Annotated in this window: 19 protein-coding genes and 1 pseudogene; 9 read left to right on the forward strand and 11 right to left on the reverse strand. The window is 68.9% G+C overall.

Going from position 1 to position 16,399, the window contains the following annotated elements:
* The first annotated feature begins 3 nt into the window (after positions 1–3).
* Both EDD27_RS03685 and EDD27_RS03690 read left to right on the forward strand, forming a co-directional pair.
* Positions 4–1,293 (forward strand): ABC transporter substrate-binding protein, encoded by a 1,290-nt coding sequence (locus EDD27_RS03685; protein WP_127931074.1) that lies wholly within the window; start codon positions 4–6, stop codon positions 1,291–1,293.
* 91 nt (positions 1,294–1,384) lie between these two features.
* Positions 1,385–2,551 carry a glycoside hydrolase family 16 protein gene (locus EDD27_RS03690; protein ID WP_127931075.1) on the forward strand — a complete coding sequence of 389 codons (1,167 nt, stop codon included), beginning with the start codon at positions 1,385–1,387 and terminating at the stop codon, positions 2,549–2,551.
* Between the two features lie 11 nt (positions 2,552–2,562).
* Here EDD27_RS03690 and EDD27_RS03695 read toward each other — a convergent pair whose 3' ends face one another.
* The 10 genes and pseudogenes from EDD27_RS03695 to EDD27_RS58540 all read right to left on the reverse strand — a co-directional run.
* Positions 2,563–3,648: a hypothetical protein gene (locus EDD27_RS03695; RefSeq protein ID WP_127931076.1), complete on the reverse strand. Its 1,086-nt coding sequence runs from the start codon at positions 3,646–3,648 to the stop codon at positions 2,563–2,565.
* Positions 3,645–4,148: a SigE family RNA polymerase sigma factor gene (locus EDD27_RS03700; protein ID WP_241563846.1), complete on the reverse strand. Its 504-nt coding sequence runs from the start codon at positions 4,146–4,148 to the stop codon at positions 3,645–3,647. Before EDD27_RS03700 ends, EDD27_RS03695 begins: the two co-directional genes overlap by 4 nt.
* A gap of 70 nt (positions 4,149–4,218) precedes the next feature.
* A complete protein-coding gene (locus tag EDD27_RS03705) occupies positions 4,219–4,605 on the reverse strand; it encodes a MauE/DoxX family redox-associated membrane protein (RefSeq protein ID WP_127931078.1) in 387 nt (128 codons plus the stop codon).
* The gene (locus tag EDD27_RS03710; RefSeq protein WP_127931079.1) at positions 4,602–5,144 is read right to left on the reverse strand and encodes a hypothetical protein; all 543 of its coding nucleotides are present in this window, start codon (positions 5,142–5,144) and stop codon (positions 4,602–4,604) included. The genes EDD27_RS03705 and EDD27_RS03710 overlap by 4 nt, the downstream gene beginning before the upstream one ends.
* An 18-nt stretch (positions 5,145–5,162) precedes the next feature.
* The gene (locus EDD27_RS57620; protein ID WP_277750688.1) at positions 5,163–5,288 is read right to left on the reverse strand and encodes a hypothetical protein; all 126 of its coding nucleotides are present in this window, start codon (positions 5,286–5,288) and stop codon (positions 5,163–5,165) included.
* A 54-nt stretch (positions 5,289–5,342) separates the two neighbouring features.
* Positions 5,343–5,855, reverse strand: coding sequence for a hypothetical protein (locus EDD27_RS03715; protein WP_127931080.1), 513 nt, complete (start codon positions 5,853–5,855; stop codon positions 5,343–5,345).
* Positions 5,852–6,358, reverse strand: coding sequence for a hypothetical protein (locus tag EDD27_RS03720; RefSeq protein ID WP_127931081.1), 507 nt, complete (start codon positions 6,356–6,358; stop codon positions 5,852–5,854). Before EDD27_RS03720 ends, EDD27_RS03715 begins: the two co-directional genes overlap by 4 nt.
* Position 6,359: 1 nt before the next feature.
* Positions 6,360–7,109, reverse strand: a complete 750-nt coding sequence (locus EDD27_RS03725; protein WP_127931082.1) for a hypothetical protein — start codon at positions 7,107–7,109, stop codon at positions 6,360–6,362.
* 184 nt (positions 7,110–7,293) lie between these two features.
* Positions 7,294–7,476 (reverse strand): hypothetical protein, encoded by a 183-nt coding sequence (locus EDD27_RS56270; RefSeq protein ID WP_241563847.1) that lies wholly within the window; start codon positions 7,474–7,476, stop codon positions 7,294–7,296.
* A 64-nt stretch (positions 7,477–7,540) separates the two neighbouring features.
* Positions 7,541–7,750: pseudogene (locus EDD27_RS58540) on the reverse strand (2Fe-2S iron-sulfur cluster-binding protein); the annotation flags it as partial.
* A gap of 29 nt (positions 7,751–7,779) precedes the next feature.
* Between EDD27_RS58540 and EDD27_RS03735 the strand changes: the two are divergent.
* The 7 genes from EDD27_RS03735 (at position 7,780) to EDD27_RS03765 (ending at position 14,366) form a co-directional block, all read left to right on the forward strand.
* On the forward strand, positions 7,780–8,007 hold the full coding sequence (locus EDD27_RS03735; protein WP_127931083.1) for a 2-oxo acid dehydrogenase subunit E2: 228 nt from the start codon (positions 7,780–7,782) through the stop codon (positions 8,005–8,007).
* Between the two features lie 142 nt (positions 8,008–8,149).
* The gene (locus EDD27_RS03740; RefSeq protein ID WP_241563849.1) at positions 8,150–9,130 is read left to right on the forward strand and encodes a LacI family DNA-binding transcriptional regulator; all 981 of its coding nucleotides are present in this window, start codon (positions 8,150–8,152) and stop codon (positions 9,128–9,130) included.
* A 14-nt stretch (positions 9,131–9,144) separates the two neighbouring features.
* Positions 9,145–10,413: a sugar ABC transporter substrate-binding protein gene (locus EDD27_RS03745; RefSeq protein ID WP_127931085.1), complete on the forward strand. Its 1,269-nt coding sequence runs from the start codon at positions 9,145–9,147 to the stop codon at positions 10,411–10,413.
* Positions 10,410–11,282, forward strand: coding sequence for a carbohydrate ABC transporter permease (locus EDD27_RS03750; RefSeq protein WP_206641224.1), 873 nt, complete (start codon positions 10,410–10,412; stop codon positions 11,280–11,282). Before EDD27_RS03745 ends, EDD27_RS03750 begins: the two co-directional genes overlap by 4 nt.
* Complete coding sequence (locus tag EDD27_RS03755) at positions 11,282–12,088, forward strand: carbohydrate ABC transporter permease (RefSeq protein ID WP_127931086.1); 807 nt, start codon at positions 11,282–11,284, stop codon at positions 12,086–12,088. Before EDD27_RS03750 ends, EDD27_RS03755 begins: the two co-directional genes overlap by 1 nt.
* Positions 12,089–12,107: 19 nt before the next feature.
* Complete coding sequence (locus EDD27_RS03760; protein WP_206641225.1) at positions 12,108–13,466, forward strand: sulfatase family protein; 1,359 nt, start codon at positions 12,108–12,110, stop codon at positions 13,464–13,466.
* Between the two features lie 51 nt (positions 13,467–13,517).
* Positions 13,518–14,366 (forward strand): aldo/keto reductase, encoded by an 849-nt coding sequence (locus EDD27_RS03765; protein WP_127931087.1) that lies wholly within the window; start codon positions 13,518–13,520, stop codon positions 14,364–14,366.
* Between the two features lie 53 nt (positions 14,367–14,419).
* Here the strand turns inward: EDD27_RS03765 and EDD27_RS55290 are convergent, their stop codons facing one another.
* Positions 14,420–16,354, reverse strand: coding sequence for a glycosyl hydrolase family 18 protein (locus EDD27_RS55290; protein WP_127931088.1), 1,935 nt, complete (start codon positions 16,352–16,354; stop codon positions 14,420–14,422).
* Between the last annotated feature and the right edge of the window lie 45 nt (positions 16,355–16,399).

The raw sequence follows: 16,399 nt of genomic DNA on the forward strand, positions 1-16,399 counted from the left end.
CCGATGCCCCCCATGAACCGCAGGGATGTCCTGCGCCTCCTCGGCCTGTCCACGCTGGGCGTCACGGCCCTGTCGGCCTGCGCCCCAGACGCCACCGGGGGCGGCACGGCCCGGCCTTCGGGTGACGCCGCCGCCAAGACCTTCGGCTTCACCTCCTGGTCGCTGAACGAGGAGGCACAGAAGGCCGCCGTGCAGGCGATCGTGGACGCCTATGCCTCGGCCCGCAAAGTCACGATCAACACGGCCTCGTTCCCGTACAACGAGTATCTGAACCAGGTCACCCTGAAGATCAGGGGCGGCCGGCTCAGCGGTGCCGTACAGCTCGACGTCGCCTGGCTGGCGGCGCTGGCCTCGCTGGGCAAGCTGCGCGACCTGTCGGCGCACGCGGCGCAGGGCGGCTACACCGAGGTGGGGCTGTCCAGCGGGCAGTTCGGCGGCAAGCAGCTGGGACTGCCGTGGACCACCGGCTCCATCGGCCTGATCGCCAACACCGAGATCCTGGAGAAGGCCGGGGTGTCGGAGCTGCCTGGCACGATCGAGGAGTTCGAGGCGGCGCTGAACAAGGTGGCCAAGCTGGGCGACGGCGTCGTGCCCTACGCGGCGGCCACCAAGGCGGCGCAGCTGAAGGACATCCTGCCGTGGATGAAGACCTTCGGCAGCCCACTGCTGGACGGAGACCAGATCACCGTCGGCGACGACGCGTCGGTGGCGGCCGTCGAATGGTACAAGAAGCTGTACGACGCCAAGCTCATCGCACCCGACGTGGACCGCTTCGACGCCCGCGCGCTGTTCGCCCAGGGCAAGGCGGCCTTTTACGACGACGCGATCATCGCCAGGGGCGTGGTGGCCGGCCAGTCGCCGGACAAGTCGCTGACCGAGAAGATGAAGCCGCTCGCACGCCCGGTGCTCAGCGCCGGCGGCACGCCGCAGGCGTTGCTGTGGGGCCACGTGATCGTGGTGGTGGAGGGCGAGGGCGCCGACGCCGCGGCCGACTTCGCGAAGTTCGCCACGTCCGACACCGCCACCGTCGCCGGCTTCTTCGAGAAGGTGAAGCTGCCGCCGACCACCACCGCCGGCCTGGGCGACCCCAAGGTGGCCGGCGACGCCTTCACCACCGAATGGACCGAGAAGATCACCAAGACTGCCGCGCCGAACCCGTTCTGGCGCTACGCCGGATACGCCCAGATCGAAACGGCCATCGCCGAGCAGGTGCAGGCCGTGCTCGTGGGCCAGGCGTCGGCCAAGGACGCCCTGGCCAAGGCTGCCGAGACCGCAAAGGGCCTGCAGAAGTAAGAGAGCCGCCCGGCAGCGGACACGCGCGGAACCGCCATTCCCGCGTCTCCACCGGGCGGACTCCCGTACACCACAGAGAGGTGTGTTCTCCATGTTCGCACGCATACTGCTCCTTCTAGGATTAACGCTGCTCGCCGTGCAGATCCCGGCGACCGCACAGGCAGCCGCGCCGGCCGGCTACACGATGGTGTGGTCGGACGAGTTCAACGGCACGTCCGTCGACACCAGCAAGTGGAACTACCGCACCGACGTGAAGGGCTGGAGCGCCCAGCGGCCCGGCAACGTCACTGTCGGCGACGGACTCATGACCATCCACCTCAAGGAAGAGCCTGAGCCCTATAACGGGATGGCGTACTCAGGGGGCGGCCTCGTCAGCAAGAAGGCCTTCCGCTACGGCTACTACGAGACCAGGGTCAAGACCAATGTCGGCTCCGGCTGGCACACGTCGTTCTGGGCCATGGCCGGTGACGGGAGCAACACCTACCACTCCGGCCGGCGTACCGAGATCGACGGGTTCGAGATGGACTCGCACGTGCCGGGACGCCTGACCCACAACGTGCACGGCTGGAAGCCGGACGGCACCAAGACGACCGTCAGCAGCGGGCACTACAACGCCGGGTTCGACACCTCGGCCGCGTTCCACACCTACGGCTTCGAGTGGGCCGAGACCCAGGTGAAGTTCTACGTCGACGGGGTGCTGAAGTACACCGGGAACTACTCGCCGACCTGCTGCACCCAGCATGACTTCATCAACGTCTGGCTGACCACCATCGCGATCAACCTGCAGAACAGCCCAGGCGTCGACAGGTCGGCGCTGCCGGGTGAGGTGCAGTTCGACTACTTCCGCTACTACCAGCGCGACGGCTACACCGACAACGAGGGCCCCACGGCCTACCGCTACGCCGAGACCGGCATCTGGACGACCAGCAGCATCCGCGGCCACACGCTGGAGAACACCTCGCGCTACAGCAACGAGCCGGGCGCGTCCGCCACCTGGGGCGCGTGGCTGCCTGCCGCCGGCGCCTACGACGTCTACATCTACAAGATCGTGTATCCCGGCAGCGACACCGGCTCCAGGATCGACGTCACCCACAGCGGCGGCACCTCGACCCAGTCCCTGGACCACACGGCCGGAAGCACAGGCTGGGTCAAGCTCGGCACCTGGTCGTTCGGGGCGGGCGAGAGCGGCTCGGTCAAGCTCACCCGGAGCAACGGCAACGCCCGAGCGGACGCCGTGAAGTTCGTGCGAGTGTCTTGAGGGAGCGAGAGCTAGTGCCGCGCGCCTCCTGGCAGGACGACGGCGGCCTGGCCGGGGACCTCGAACAACAACCGGCGTCCCGAGGGGGTGACGTACTCCAGCTTCTGCCGTTCCTTGGACTGGTCCTGGGGGACCTGGATGACGGCGAAGGCGCCGTCTACCGGTCCGACCGGGAACTGGCCGGCCGGTAGCGGCAGGCGGGCCACCGGCTTGCCCGTGAGGTCGAACTCCAGGACCGTGATCTGGTCGCCGGAGTACTCCAGCGTGAAGACCCGCTCGCCGTGTACCTGGATCGACAACCCGTGGTCCGTGTCGGCGAGAACGCCCGCTCCGGACGTCAGGGTCACAGGGCGGCCGGAATGCTCGAGTGTCACGCGCTCGAGTGGCAGCTTGTCGTGCTTGCCCTCATCGAGGAGAAGGACGTCACCCGAGGGCAGCAGGCCGACCGGCTCGTGCCCAGAAGGTGCTTGGAGTTCGCTGGTGCGGCCGCTCGGGAGCTCCAGCGTCACGTACCTGCCGACGTTTCCGCTGGCGTGGTAGCCGACGAGCAGCCGCTGCGAGTCGGCCGACCACGCCCACGGGCTGTAGGCGCTGTCCGCGTCGCCACCGGCAGGGGGCTGGAGTGTGTGCACCGCGCCGGCCAGGAGGTCCCTGACTTCGTAGCCGCCGTTGACGGGCCGGCCGAGCCAGCGCCCGTCAGGGGAGAGCGTGATGTTGCCCGGCGGATTGACGGTCCGCTCGCCCAGCAGGTATTGCCGGCCGTCGGTGAGCAGCAGGAAGGTGGGGCACTGCCCCTGGCAGGCCGTGTACACCAGGGCGCCCCGCCCGACGGTGCCGGTGGCGGGGAGCGGCGGCGCCTGGGCGGGCGGCTCCACGACATGCGTCGGGGGCGCCACTGTCGCCACGGCGTCCGGAGGGGCGGGCTGGCGCTGCTGGACGGCGACTCCGGCGGCGACCACCACGAGGGCGGCCGATCCGGCGATCACCGCCCTGCGGATTCTGCGGGCGCGCAGCGTGGCCAGCGCCTTGCCGGCGTCGGCGTAGTCGCGTACGTCCTGGTCGAGCTGGTCATAGGCGGTACCGAGGGGCGGTTTCACGAGCGCACCTCCATCTCGAGTAGTTGCGGAGCCACCTGGCGCAGGCGTTTGAGCGCGTCATGGGTGTGGCGTTTGACCGTACCGATGGAGCAGCCCAGCTCGGCGGCGACCGCGCTCTCCGTGAGGTCCTCGTAGAACCTGAGGTAGAGCACGATCCGCTGCTTGCGCCCGAGCACGTTCAGCGCCCGCAAGAGCGCGATCTTCAGCTCCGTCTGCGCGGACTCGTCCGTGGACGGCGACGGCTCGGGGAGGTCCGCGGTCGGGACGAACGCCAGCCGGCGGGGGCGCCGCCACGTCCGCAGCTGATTGATCAGGACTTTGCGGACATAGGGCTCCGGGTCGCCTTCCTTCGTCAGCTTCCGCCAGCGTGCCGCGACCTTGACCAGGGTCTCCTGCACCAGGTCTTCGGCCAGGGCGTGGTCTCCCGTGACCAGGTAGGCCATGCGCGACAGTGCCAGACCGCGCGTGGCCACGAACTCGCGAAAGCCGTCATCTGTCACGGGCCCAGCCCTCCGTCGGGGACGCCTCATCTACAACACTCAACGACCGCGGTAAAAGGTTGAGTGGCTCTCAGGCCGCGACGCTCCACAACGTCAATCCCATCAGCAGGACGAGTGCCGCCCGGGCCCACGTGCGCATCGACGCGCGCTCCCGGCGGCCGAAACACAGGCACGGCGCCTGATCGCCCACGGTCAGGAGATACGTCTGCGCGGCCGTGAAAGACGCGCCCAGAATGGTGGCGATCACGCCCACGACCACGTCGCCGACGGGAGCGAAGGCGGTCAGCGCGGCGAGCGCCTCCACGGTCACCACCGTGAAGGCGCCCACCTGGGCGATCCGCCCGTGGAGCCCGAAGGGCGCCAGGCTGCTCTGGAAGGCGGCGAAGTGACGTGCCTTCCCGAGGACGGCCAGCGCCAGGAGGATGCCCAGCCCGTAGCGGGTGACAATGACGATCATCCGATCACCAGCATCGTCACTACGGGCAGTGCGAGAACGACGAACAGCACCTTCAGTCTCGGCAGGGTGAAGTAGAACGCCGTGTCCGCCTCCATCTTGTCCCGTGCCGCGGCGAACGTCAGGAGCATCAACGCCCGCGCCGCCGCGAAGCCGGCGCCCGCGAGCAGCGCTTCCTCCCAGGACGCCAGGAACAGGATCGAGATCGCCAGGATGTGCGGCAGCCCCGTCGGCGAGTACGTGCGCATTCCCGTGCCCATCTCGGCGCCGAACTGCACGGCGCCCCAGAAGGGGATCCTGGTGACGAACTGCGGCACCAGCCGCGCGTTCTGGAGCAACGGGAAGGAGAGCACATCCAGCTCACGAAGCAGGAAGACAACCGCCGCCGTGGCGACGAGGATCTGCAGAACCACCGTCGGGAACGGTGCTCGAAGCACAGATCCGACGAGCACCAGCACGAACGTGACGGCACCCGCTCCTGCGAACAACCCGGCGATGAAGCCGGCGATATCAGCACCCCGCCGGACCGACGAGGACAGCACCCAGGCGCTGTTCAGGCTTCAAACGGAGCCGGAGAGGGAGAAGCCGGCGACGAGGGCCGCCACCAGCCAGGTGAAGCCCCTGGTGTCCGTGCCCGCGAGTCTCAGGGACAGCACCAGTGCCTCCGCCGCCACGATCAGTGCCACGCCGGGCACCAAGAGGCGGACGGATGTGGTCGTGGAATCGCTCATCGAGCGCGGTCAGATCGCCGTACGGCAGATGGAGAAGCGGGAGACCCGGCCGCCGCCGCAGTCGTTGTACTCGTACCAGCCGTCGGAGCACTTGCGGCGGGTGCTGGTGGTGCTGCCGCCGGTCCACTTCCACGCGTTGTGACCGTCGCAGCTCGTGGCGTAGTGCGTGTAGCGGAAGTTGTAGCAGGTGCCGGAGCCGCCGTCGTTGCGGTGCCACGTGCCGGAGCAGTTGCCGGAGAACAGGGCGGTCGCCGGATAGCAGACCTGGCTCGCGGTGACGAAGCCGTGGCAGGTACTCCATGCGGTGTAGGAGGCGGCCGACGCGGCGCGCGGCTTCGACCAGGGAAGGAGGTCGAGGACGCCCAGCCCGGTCGCCACCGCTGCTCCGGTGGCCAGGCCCAGGATGCGCCGCCTGCTCCACCCTTCCCGCTTGGCGCCCACACGGGTGGGTAACGCCTGCTCGGGCATCTCGTGGGCGTTGGGAATCTGATCGAGGATGGAGATCTGCTTTTCGGCCTTCACAGCTGCTTTTCCTTTCTGTTCGCCAGCGCACGCTCGACTATCTCCATGAGCGCCTCTCCGGATCCCACCGGGGAGGTGAATCCCACGACGCCGTTCTCGTCCACGACGAGGAATGCCGGGGTGTACGGCACGCCGGTCGCTCGCCAGGTCGCCGGATCCTTGATCACCCTGATGGCGTCGGGCAGGGGTTTGTCGAACCCTGGATCGTCGGACAACACCGCGAACGACAGGTCCGGAGGGAGGTCGGTCGCCAGCTTGGCAGCCGCGAGCAGGACATCGTCGCAGATGGGGCAGCGACGATTGACTTTGATGACCATGGTGGTGCCGCCGGGAACGGCCAGTCCGTTCGCCTGCGTGTCGGGGCCGGCGGTCAGGCGCACACCGACGCCGCTGTAGGTGGCCAGTTCCAGTTCGCGGACCCGCCGATAGAGCCCGGCGCCGGCCGCGAAGAGGAGGATGACGAGAATGGACAGGATGATGACGGCCGCCGTCAACGGCTCCACGTCATGCCTTCCACTCGACGCGCTTGACCTTGCTCAGGAAGCCGGCGGCGGTCTCCGCGCTGCCTGCCGCCGCGCGAGCCGACACGCTCGCCTGGCCGGCGCTCGGGGCGTCCCAGGGGTAGAGGGTGGCGATGGCGGTCTCGGTGACCAGGAGGAACGGCGTCTCATCGCCCGTGGGCGGCGCGGGCATCCGCCACAGCTCGCCCGAGGCCGCGCCGTACCCCCGCCAGTTGGGGATCCGGCTGATTCCGGCCTGCTTGGACTCGACCATCATGGTGCCGACGCCCGCGATCCACGTCGCGTAGAACTCCGTGGAGACGTCGAAGCGCGAGCCGCCGTCGGCCGTGAGCCCTTCGGGGGTGTCGACCCACGTCACACGGCTGAAGGTGTCGACGATGTCGGACGATTCCCATTCGGGGGCGTAGAAGAGCCCATGCGCCATGTGCCACGGGCCCAGCCACGCGGCCCATCGGGCGTCGGCCGGTTCCTCGCAGTCGTAGACGACGACCTCGCCGCCGTTCAGCGAGAAGCGCTCACGTTCCCGCCCGCGGACGGAGTTGACGCCTGCCGCGAGGGAGGACTTGGGGGCCAGTTCGAGGGCCCAGCTTTCGGCGGTCGTCGCCCGGCCGCCGTACTTCGGGGTGTAGCGGACGTGTCCGGTCCACGGGGTCAGCGAGGCGGCTTCCGCGTCGTCGACCTCGAGACGGACAAAGGAATTCGAAACCGTTCTGAGGGTGGATAAATGCCCCATTCTCCCCTGGCCCTTCGTGGCAGTTTTGGGAACTAGATCATTTCGCTCGCAGCGTGACATGATCCGCATCCCAGGTCAAGACATGATTTTTTCGGCCTGTTAAAGATCGAGGTGAAACGCGTTCGGAGCATCCAGCGATGACGACGAAGGTCTGCGAGCTTCCTGGCGTCTGCTGAGTCCGCAATCACGCTCGCTCGATGGTGGCGAGAATCGACTCCCTGGTGAGGGGCAGGTCGCGGACGCCGCCTGGGTGGCGCCGCCCTCGATCTGGTTGCGCACCCCCGTCGGGGTTGACGACCTGGCCGACGTCCACGGCGATCGTCAGGCGGCGCACCCGTACGTCGTGCTCGGCCTCCACTTCTGCCACGACGGCGCAGTAGGCGCCGTTGCCCTTGTACCGGGCGAACCCGAGCCTTGGCCGGGTCGCTCGGCCGGGAATCCGACGCCAGCAGGGCGGCGGCGCTGACCGCCATCCCCGACAGGCAGTAGCCGCACTGCCCGGCCTGCTCCTTCAGGAGCGCCCGCTGCACCGGATGCAGGCCGTCCCCAGGCGCCAGCCCTTCGACGGTCACCACCTCACGTCCTTCGGCGGCCGACAGCGGCGTGTCGCAGGCGGCCGCCGAACGTCCGTCCACCAGCACGAAGCACGCACCGCACAACCCCGCCCCGCATCCGAACCGCGTCCCGGCCGGCCCCAGCCGTCAGGAACGGCACGCTCAAAGCCGGCCACGTGATGCGCGTGACGCTGTGGGCCGACCACCGCCCGATCGACGGCACGGTCGCCGCCGCCTGGATGCGGACATTCCTCGATCTGCTCGCCAACCCCGTGCTGATCCTCAAATGCGGGTTGATCCGTAGTGAGGGGAAGGAGTACGGTCGTGGTGACCGGCGATGTTAATCGTTTAACAGCACAGCGGTGCCGAGCGGCCCGCTCTCGAGCCGCCCTGACTACTCCCACGAGATGAGGAGAAGAGAATTACCTTGTATCCCTGTCGGAAATGCTATGTTATTCGACTAGCATGAGACCTACCGCACGACAAGTGGCCGAACTCGCGAACGTGTCCGTCGCGACCGTCTCCTACGTGCTCAGCGGCCGGGACCGCCCCGTCGCCGCCGAGACGAGGCAGCGGGTGCTCGACGCCGCCAGGCAGCTCGGCTACACCCCCAACCAGGCCGCGAGGAGCCTGCGCAAGCGCCGCACCCAGCGGGTCTGCCTGGTGCTCAGCTCCATCGGCGGCGTGCCGAGCGACGAGCGGCTGGCCAGGGACCTGCACGAGATGGCCGACGCCCGCGGCTACTCCGTGGTCGCCCTGGCCGTCTACTCCGAGGCCCGCGCCAACGCGGCGATCGACGTGCTGCGCGGCGGCATCGCCGACGGCGCGTTGATCAACGTGGTCGGCGACCACCTCACGCACGACCTGCTCAGCGGGCTCGCCGCCACCGGCCTGCCGATGGTGGTGCTGAGCAACGAGAGCGGCCTCGAGGGCTGCGACGTCGTCCGCACCCCAGAGACCGAGGCCTGCGTGGAGGCCGTCGAGCACCTGCTGGCGCAGGGCAGGCGGCGCATCGCGTTCCTGGCGCACCGCCACGAGCTCTACCGGGACCGGCCGGTCGGCAGGCTGCTCGGCTACACCACGGCGCTCGACCGGCACGGCGTGACGGAGCGCATCATCACCTCGGGGGCGGACGACCGCGTGGCGGCGTACCAGACCGCCACCGAGCTCCTGCGCTCTCCCGACCGCCCCGACGCGATCTTCGCGGCCTCCGACCGGGCTGCCATCAGCGCGATCTGGGCCGCGCGGGACGCCGGGCTGAGCGTGCCCGGCGACGTCGCGATCGTCGGCGCCGGCAACATCGACGAGGGTCTCATCACCACCCCGCAGCTCAGCACCGTCGGCCCGCTCAGGCACGACTACACCGACGTGGTGCGGCTGCTGTTCGACCGCCTCCAGGCCGAGGAGGCTCCGCCCGCCCGCGAGATCGTCCGTTCCTGGACCTTCCTGCGGCGGGGCTCTTCCTAGAAGGGAAATACGAGATGTCCCCCAGTCTCTCCCGCCGTGACATGCTCCGCCTGGCCGGGGCCGCCGCCGCCGTGCCGGTCCTGTCGTCCTGCGCGGGCGCCCCGACCGCGCAGAACACCGCCGCGCCCGGCACGTTCACCGTCTACTGGAACGCCGGCCACGACTACCAGGCCTATCGCAAGGTGATCGCCGAGTTCGAGCAGGCCAACAAGGTCAAGGTCAACCTGCAGAAGTACCAGTGGCCGGACCTGCGCACCAGGCTGCTGGCCGACTTCGCCTCGGGGACCGTGCCGGACCTGGTGGAGGAGCCCGGTGGGTGGGTGCAGGAGTTCGCCATCTCCGGCAACGCCCGCTCGCTGCAGGACTTCGTCGACCGCGACGGCCAGGCGATGGGCTTCCCCTCCGACTGGCAGCCGGTGACCGTCGAGCGCAACTCGTACCAGGGCAAGGTCTACGGCGTGCAGCTGCACTTCACGTGCAACACGCTCCTCTACAACAAGGCGATGCTGCGTGAGGCCGGGGTGGAGGTGCCCACCACCTGGGAGGAGTTCCTCGCCGCCGCCCAGAAGCTGACCAAGGACGGTGTGTACGGCGTCGCGCTCAACCAGGACCACACCTACATGTGGCCGTGGATGGTGCAGGCCGGTGTCACCCCCTATGACACGCAGACCCGCAAGATCATGGAGCCGAGGGAGGACGCGGTCGCCGCCCTGCAGTTCCAGGCCGACCTGATCCACAAGCACAAGGTGGCCCCGGTGCCGGTGTCGGGCACCGACTACTCGGGTCCGCAGAAGTTGTTCTCCGCCAAGCGCGCCGCCATGATCTTCACCGGCCCGTGGGACCTGGACCCGATCAGGAAGACCAGCCCCGACATCGAGCTGGGCATCGCCCCGCCGCTGAAGAACAAGGTTCAGGCCACGCAGGCGGCCGGGGTCAGCATGCTCGTGCCCGCCAAGGCCTCCCGCCCCGAGCTGTCGTGGGACTTCATCAAGCGCATCACCGCCATCGAGGTCGAGCAGGCCGCCACCAAGGAGACCGGCATGCTCATGCCGCGCGTCTCCTGGACGGAACTGCCTGAGGTGCAGTCGAACGAGGCCATCAAGGTCTTCGCCGACGCGCTGCCCACCGCCAAGGACTCCTCCCAGCAGGTGCGGCTCACCGGGGAGCTCGGCAAGTGGGAGGAGCAGCTCAAGGTCATGTACCAGCAGGTGCTCATCCAGAACAAGCCGGCCGCCGACGCTCTGGCCACGTTCGCCGAGACCGCCGAGGGCTTCCTGAAGTGAGGCCCCGCACGTTGTCGGGCCGCTACGCCAGGACCGCCTACCTGTTCCTCACTCCGGCGATCCTGTTCTTCGCGGCCTTCTTCTACCTGCCGATCGGGAACGTGGTGGCCACCAGCTTCCGCACCGGTCCGCAGGCCGACCAGTGGACCGGGCTCGGCAACTACACCCAGGCGCTGGCCGACCCGGCGGTGCGGCACTCGTTCCTGATCACGGTGGCGTTCTCGGTGCTGGTGGTGATCGGGTCGATCGTGCTCGGGCTGGGTCTGGCCCTCGCACTGGACCAGCCGCTCAAGGGGCGGGTGGCGTTCCGGGTGCTGCTGCTGGTGCCGTACCTGACGTCGGTGGCGATCGTCGGGCTGCTGTGGCGCAACATCCTGGACCCCGAGCTCGGCGTGCTCAACCGGGTGCTGGGCACGCTCGGGCTGCCCGAGCAGCAGTGGCTCAACACCGCGCCGCTGCTCACGATCGCCGCCGTCACGTTGTGGCAGAACGTGGGCTACACGATGGTGTTGTTCCTGGCCGGGCTGCAGGGCATCCCCGAGACCTACCACGAGGCCGCCAAGATCGACGGGGCGGATGCCTGGCACCGCTTCTGGCGGATCACGCTGCCGCTGCTGGCGCCCACGACGTTGTTCGTGTCGGTGATGGCGGTGATCTCGGGGCTGCAGGCGTTCGGGCAGGCGTACATCATCACCAACGGCGGTCCTGGCGACGCCACCGACCTGTCCGTCTTCCACATCTTCAACGTCGCCTTCCGCGCCAGGGACTTCGGCTACTCCTCGGCGCAGTCGGTGCTGCTGCTGATCGTGATCGTGGCGTTCACGCTGGTCCAGTTGCGGGCGGGGCGGCGCGGGGAGGTCACCTACTGATGCGCAAAGCCCTGCTCTACACCCTGCTCGTGCTGGCCTCCGTCATCACGATCGTGCCGCTGCTCTACATGCTCTCGCTGTCGCTGCAGACCGAGGCCGAGACGTTGTCGGCGGACGCGGTGCTGGTGCCGGACTCGCCCCAGTGGGGCAACTACGCGGAGCTGTTCACCCGCGCGCCGTTCGGCAACTTCATCGTCAACAGCCTCGTCGTTGCGGGCGCCATCACCCTCGCCCACCTGGTGTTCGACCCGCTCGTCGGGTACGTGTTCGCCAAGTTCCGCTTCCCGCTGCGCAACACGTTGTTCGTGGCGCTGCTGGCCACGCTGATGGTGCCGTTCTTCGTGCGGATGATCCCGCTGTACGTGCTGATGGCCAACATGGGGTGGCTGAACACGTACCAGGGGCTGATCACGCCGTTCCTCATGGACGCGTTCGGGATCTTCCTCATGCGGCAGTTCATCCAGCCCATCCCCGACGACCTGATCAACGCGGCCCGCATCGACGGCGCCTCGGAGCTGCGGATCTACCGGAGCGTCATCCTGCCGCAGACGCGGCCCGCCCTGGCCGTGCTGGGGTTGTTCACCTTCGTCTTCCAGTGGAACGAGTTCCTCTGGCCGCTGGTCGCCACCACGACGCCCGAGATGCGCACCATCCCGGTCGGGCTCACCCTGTTCAACCAGGAGTACTTCACGCTGTGGCACCTGACGGCAGCCGGCTCGGTGATCCTTTTCGTCCCCACCGCCGTGCTGTTCCTCTTCACCCAGCGATACTTCGTGCGTGGCATCGCGCTGACCGGCCTTCGTTAGTTAGTTAGGAGTCGTTTTCTTGCGTCCGAACGTGATCGTCGTCTTCACCGACCAGCAGCGGTGGGACACCGTCGGCCCGCTCACCCCCAACCTCGACAGGATGGCCAGGCAGGGCACCCATGCCACGGTCGCGCTCACCCCCCAGCCGGTGTGCGCCCCAGCCCGCGCCGCCCTGCAGACGGGCCGCTACCCGACCACGACCGGCGTCCACCGCAACGGCCGCGTCCTGCCGCCTGAGGAGCGCACGCTGGCGCACCACTTCGGCGCGGCCGGCTACGCCACCGGTTACATCGGCAAGTGGCACCTGGGCGGCAGCGAGCCCGTGCCGGCGGACCAGCGGGGCGGCTACCAGTCGTGGCTGGCGGCGAACGCGCTCGAGCACACCTCCGACGCCTACCGCACGGTCGTGTTCGACGAGGCGAACGATCCCGTCATGCTGCCCGGCTACCGCTCAGACGCGCTCGTGGACGCGGCCATCAGGTTCGTCGCCGACCACCACGACGAGCCGTTCTACCTGTTCGTGTCGTTCCTGGAGCCGCACCACCAGAACGAGGTGGACAACTACCCGGCGCCCGACGGCTACGAGGAGCGTTACCAGGGCACCTGGATGCCGCCGGACCTCGCCGCGCTCGGCGGCACCGCACACCAGCACATGGGCGGCTACCTCGGGCAGGTGAAACGCCTGGACGAGGGGCTGGGGCGCCTGCTGGACGCGCTCCGCAGCATGGACCTGCTGGACGACACGATCGTGGCGTACACCTCCGACCACGGCAACCACTTCAAGACCCGCAACGGCGAGTACAAACGCTCCTGCCACGACGCCTCGCTGCGGGTGCCGCTGGCGCTGCGCGGCCCCGGCTTCGACGGAGGGGGTGCGATCTCGCGGCCGGTCAGCACGATCGACCTGCCGCCCACGCTGCTGGAGGCCGCCGGACTGCCCGTGCCTGCGGAGATGCAGGGCCGCTCGTTCCTGCCGCTGGTCCGCGACCCTCGGGCTTCCTGGCCTGATGAGGTCTTCTTCCAGGTCAGCGAGTCTGAAGTGGGGCGCGGCATTCGTACGTCCCGCTGGAAGTACTATGCGGTGGCCGAGGACGCCCACCCGTGGGACGACCCGTCCGCTGATCGCTATCGCGAGCAGGCCCTGTACGACCTGGAGAACGACCCGCACGAACTCGTCAACCTGGCGGGTCTTCCATCGCACACCGGGGTGGCGGCCGAGCTCCGGCAGCGGCTCGTGGGAAGGATCGCGGCGGCCGAGGGAGCCGAGCCGGTGATCGAGCCGGCCGCCGAGCTCCCGGCCAAGCCCCAGGCGATGACGGACCCGGAGGTCCGGCTCCGCGGCCCCAAGCCGGTGAGGTTCGGCCATCAGCGTGAGTGACACGATGTCGGTGAGAGAGCAGGCATCGACGTTCGGACGGAGTGTCCCCACATGTCCATAGAGCTCCAGCTCACCGGCACGTTCACCATCGGTGGCAAGACCGTCCACCGGCTCGGTTTCGGCGCCATGAGCCTCACCGGACCCGGTGTCTGGGGGCCGCCTCGCGACCACGACGAGGCCATCCGCGTGCTGCGCCGGGTTGTCGAGCTGGGCGTGGACCTCATCGACACCGCCGACTCCTACGGGCCGTATGTCAACGAGGAGCTCATCCGGGAGGCGCTGCATCCGTACCCGGAGGGGCTGCTCATCGCGACCAAGGCGGGGTTCGTCAGGACGGGGCCGGGTGAGTGGCATGCCGTGGGGCGGCCCGCGTACCTGCGGCAGGAGGTCGAGATGAGCCTGCGCAGGCTCAGGCTGGAGCGGATCGACCTGCTCCAGCTGCACCGCATCGACCCGCAGGTGCCGCTGGAGGAGCAGGTCGGCGAGCTCAAGGCGCTCCAGGACGAGGGCAAGATCGCTAACGTCGGCCTGTCGGAGGTGAGCGTCGAGGAGCTGGAGCGGGCACGAGGCATCGTCGACATCGTCACCGTGCAGAACCGCTACAACCTCACCAACCGGTTCTCCGAAGACGTGCTGCGGCACTGTGAGGAGCAGGGGATCGGGTTCATCGCCTACAGCCCCATCGCCAAGGGCGCGCTGGCGGCGCCCGGTGGTCCGGTGGAACACCTCGCCAAGGCCGTCGGGGCCACCGCCGCACAGGTCAGCCTCGCCTGGCTGCTGGCCCACTCGCCGGTGCTGCTCGCGATCCCGGGCACCTCGACGATCGCCCATCTGGAGGAGAACCTGGCGGCCTCGACGGTGTCCCTGACACCCGAGCAGGTGGGCGAGCTGGCGCGTTGACGACAGGAAAAGGGCCGACTCGCCGTGGAGTCGGCCCCATTCGTTGATGAAGGTCAGCCCAGGCCGTTCCTCATGGCCGTGAGCAGTTCGGCGTTGGCGGTGTCACCGCTGAGTTCCCAGAAGAACGCGCCGCCGAGGCCCTGGTTCTTCGAGTAGGTCATCTTGCCGCCGATGGTGGCCGGGGTGTCGTAACTCCACCACTGGCCTCCGCAGTACGCGTACGCGGTGCCCGCGACCGTGCCGGTGGCCGGGCAGCGGGTCTTGAGCACCTTGTAGTCCTCGATGCCCTGCTCGTACGTGCCCGGCGCCGGCCCGGTGGCCGTGCCGCCCGGCGCCGCCTGCGTGACGCCGGCCCAGCCGCGGCCGTAGAAGCCGATGCCGAGCAGCAGCTTGCTCGCCGGCACGCCCTTGCTCTTGAGCTTCTGGATCGCGTTGTCGGAGTAGAACCCGGCGATCGGGATGCCGGTGTAGGAGGTGAGCGGCGAGTGCGGGGCCGTCGGTCCCTGCGCCGCCCAGGCGCCGAAGTAGTCGTAGGTCATGACGTTGTACCAGTCGACGTACTGCGCGGCGCCGCCGTAGTCGGCCGCGTCGATCTTGCCGCCGCTGGTGCCGTCGGCGGTGATGGCGGCTGTGACGAGGTTGCCGGTGCCGAAGCGGGAGCGCAGCGCCGACATGAGGTTACGGAAGGCGGCCGGGCCGCTGGAGTCGCAGGTCAGACCGCAGGCGTTCGGGTACTCCCAGTCGATGTCGATGCCGTCGAAGACGTCGGCCCAGCGCGGGTCCTCCACGAGGCGGTAGCAGGACTCGGCGAACGCGGCCGGGTTCTGCGCGGCCTGGGTGAAGCCGCCCGACCAGGTCCAGCCGCCGAAGGAGAACAGCACCTTCAGGTTCGGGTACTTCTTCTTCAGCTTGCGGAGCTGGTTGAAGCTGCCGCGCAGCGCGCCGGCGTCCCAGGTGTCGGCGACGCCGTCCACGCTCTCGCTCGCCTGGTAGAACCGGTCGTAGTCGGCGTACGAGTCGCCGATCGTGCACTGGCCGTTCTGCACGTTGCCGAAGGCGTAGTTGATGTGCGTCAGCTTGGCGGCCGAGCCGCTCGTGTCGATGTTCTTGACGTGGTAACCGCGCTGGTAGACGCCCCACTGGACGAAGTATCCGAGCACCTTGTCGCCGCCGCCTCCGCTGCCGCCCGTGGTCGTGGCCGTGACGGCGTTGCTGTTGGCGGAGCGGTTGCCGGCGGCGTCGCGGGCGCGGACGGTGTAGCTGTAGGCGGTGTTCGCGCTCAGGCCGGTGTCGGTGTGGGTGGTGCCGGTGACGGTGGTGATGAGGGTGCCACCGCGGTAGATCTCGTAGCCGGTGACGGCGACGTTGTCGGTGGAGGCGTTCCAGGCCAGGGAGACGCTGTTACTGGTGACGCCCGTCGAGCGGAGGCTGCCGGGCACGCTGGGCGCCGTGGTGTCGCCGCCGCCGCCCGTGGTGGTGGCGGTGACGGGGCTGCTCGCGGCGGAGCGGTTGCCGGCGGCGTCGCGGGCGCGGACGGTGTAGGTGTAGGCCGTGGCGGCGGTCAGGCCGGTGTCGGTGTGGGTGGTGCCGGTGACGGTGGCGATCAGCGTGCTGCCGCGGTAGACCTCGTAGCCGGTGACGGCGACGTTGTCGGTGGAGGCGTTCCAGGCCAGGGCGACGCTGGTGCTGGTGACGCCGGTCGAGCGGAGGTTGCCGGGCACGCTCGGGGCGGTGGTGTCGCTGCCGCCGCCGGTCGTCTGCTTCCACAGGGCCGGTACGTTCGGCGGCTCCCAGCCGGGCTGGGAGGTGTGCGACTGGACGCATTCGTACTCGACGCCGTTGTACGTCACGCGCGTGCCGGCCGAGTACGCCGTCCACGGCGCCCAATCGGCGAAGACGGCGACACCGTAGGCGGCGGGCGGGGCGATGACCACGGCCGTGAGGGGCAGCGCTAAGGCCGCCAGGCAGGCAAGGACCTTGTGTCTCATGATGCTCCGACATCCGGTTGGGGGGTGTACAGGGGGTGGGATGCC

It is taken from the genome of Nonomuraea polychroma (assembly GCF_004011505.1).
Lineage (GTDB): Bacteria > Actinomycetota > Actinomycetes > Streptosporangiales > Streptosporangiaceae > Nonomuraea > Nonomuraea polychroma.

Bases quoted from the DNA above. Each gene is read 5' to 3' on its own strand.
- EDD27_RS55290 (WP_127931088.1), bottom strand. From the start codon at position 16,354: ATGAGACACAAGGTCCTTGCCTGCCTGGCGGCCTTAGCGCTGCCCCTC.
- EDD27_RS03755 (WP_127931086.1), top strand. From the start codon at position 11,282: ATGCGCAAAGCCCTGCTCTACACCCTGCTCGTGCTGGCCTCCGTCATC.
- EDD27_RS03685 (WP_127931074.1), top strand. From the start codon at position 4: ATGCCCCCCATGAACCGCAGGGATGTCCTGCGCCTCCTCGGCCTGTCC.
- EDD27_RS03690 (WP_127931075.1), top strand. From the start codon at position 1,385: ATGTTCGCACGCATACTGCTCCTTCTAGGATTAACGCTGCTCGCCGTG.
- EDD27_RS03725 (WP_127931082.1), bottom strand. From the start codon at position 7,109: ATGGGGCATTTATCCACCCTCAGAACGGTTTCGAATTCCTTTGTCCGT.
- EDD27_RS03765 (WP_127931087.1), top strand. From the start codon at position 13,518: ATGTCCATAGAGCTCCAGCTCACCGGCACGTTCACCATCGGTGGCAAG.
- EDD27_RS03745 (WP_127931085.1), top strand. From the start codon at position 9,145: ATGTCCCCCAGTCTCTCCCGCCGTGACATGCTCCGCCTGGCCGGGGCC.
- EDD27_RS03705 (WP_127931078.1), bottom strand. From the start codon at position 4,605: ATGATCGTCATTGTCACCCGCTACGGGCTGGGCATCCTCCTGGCGCTG.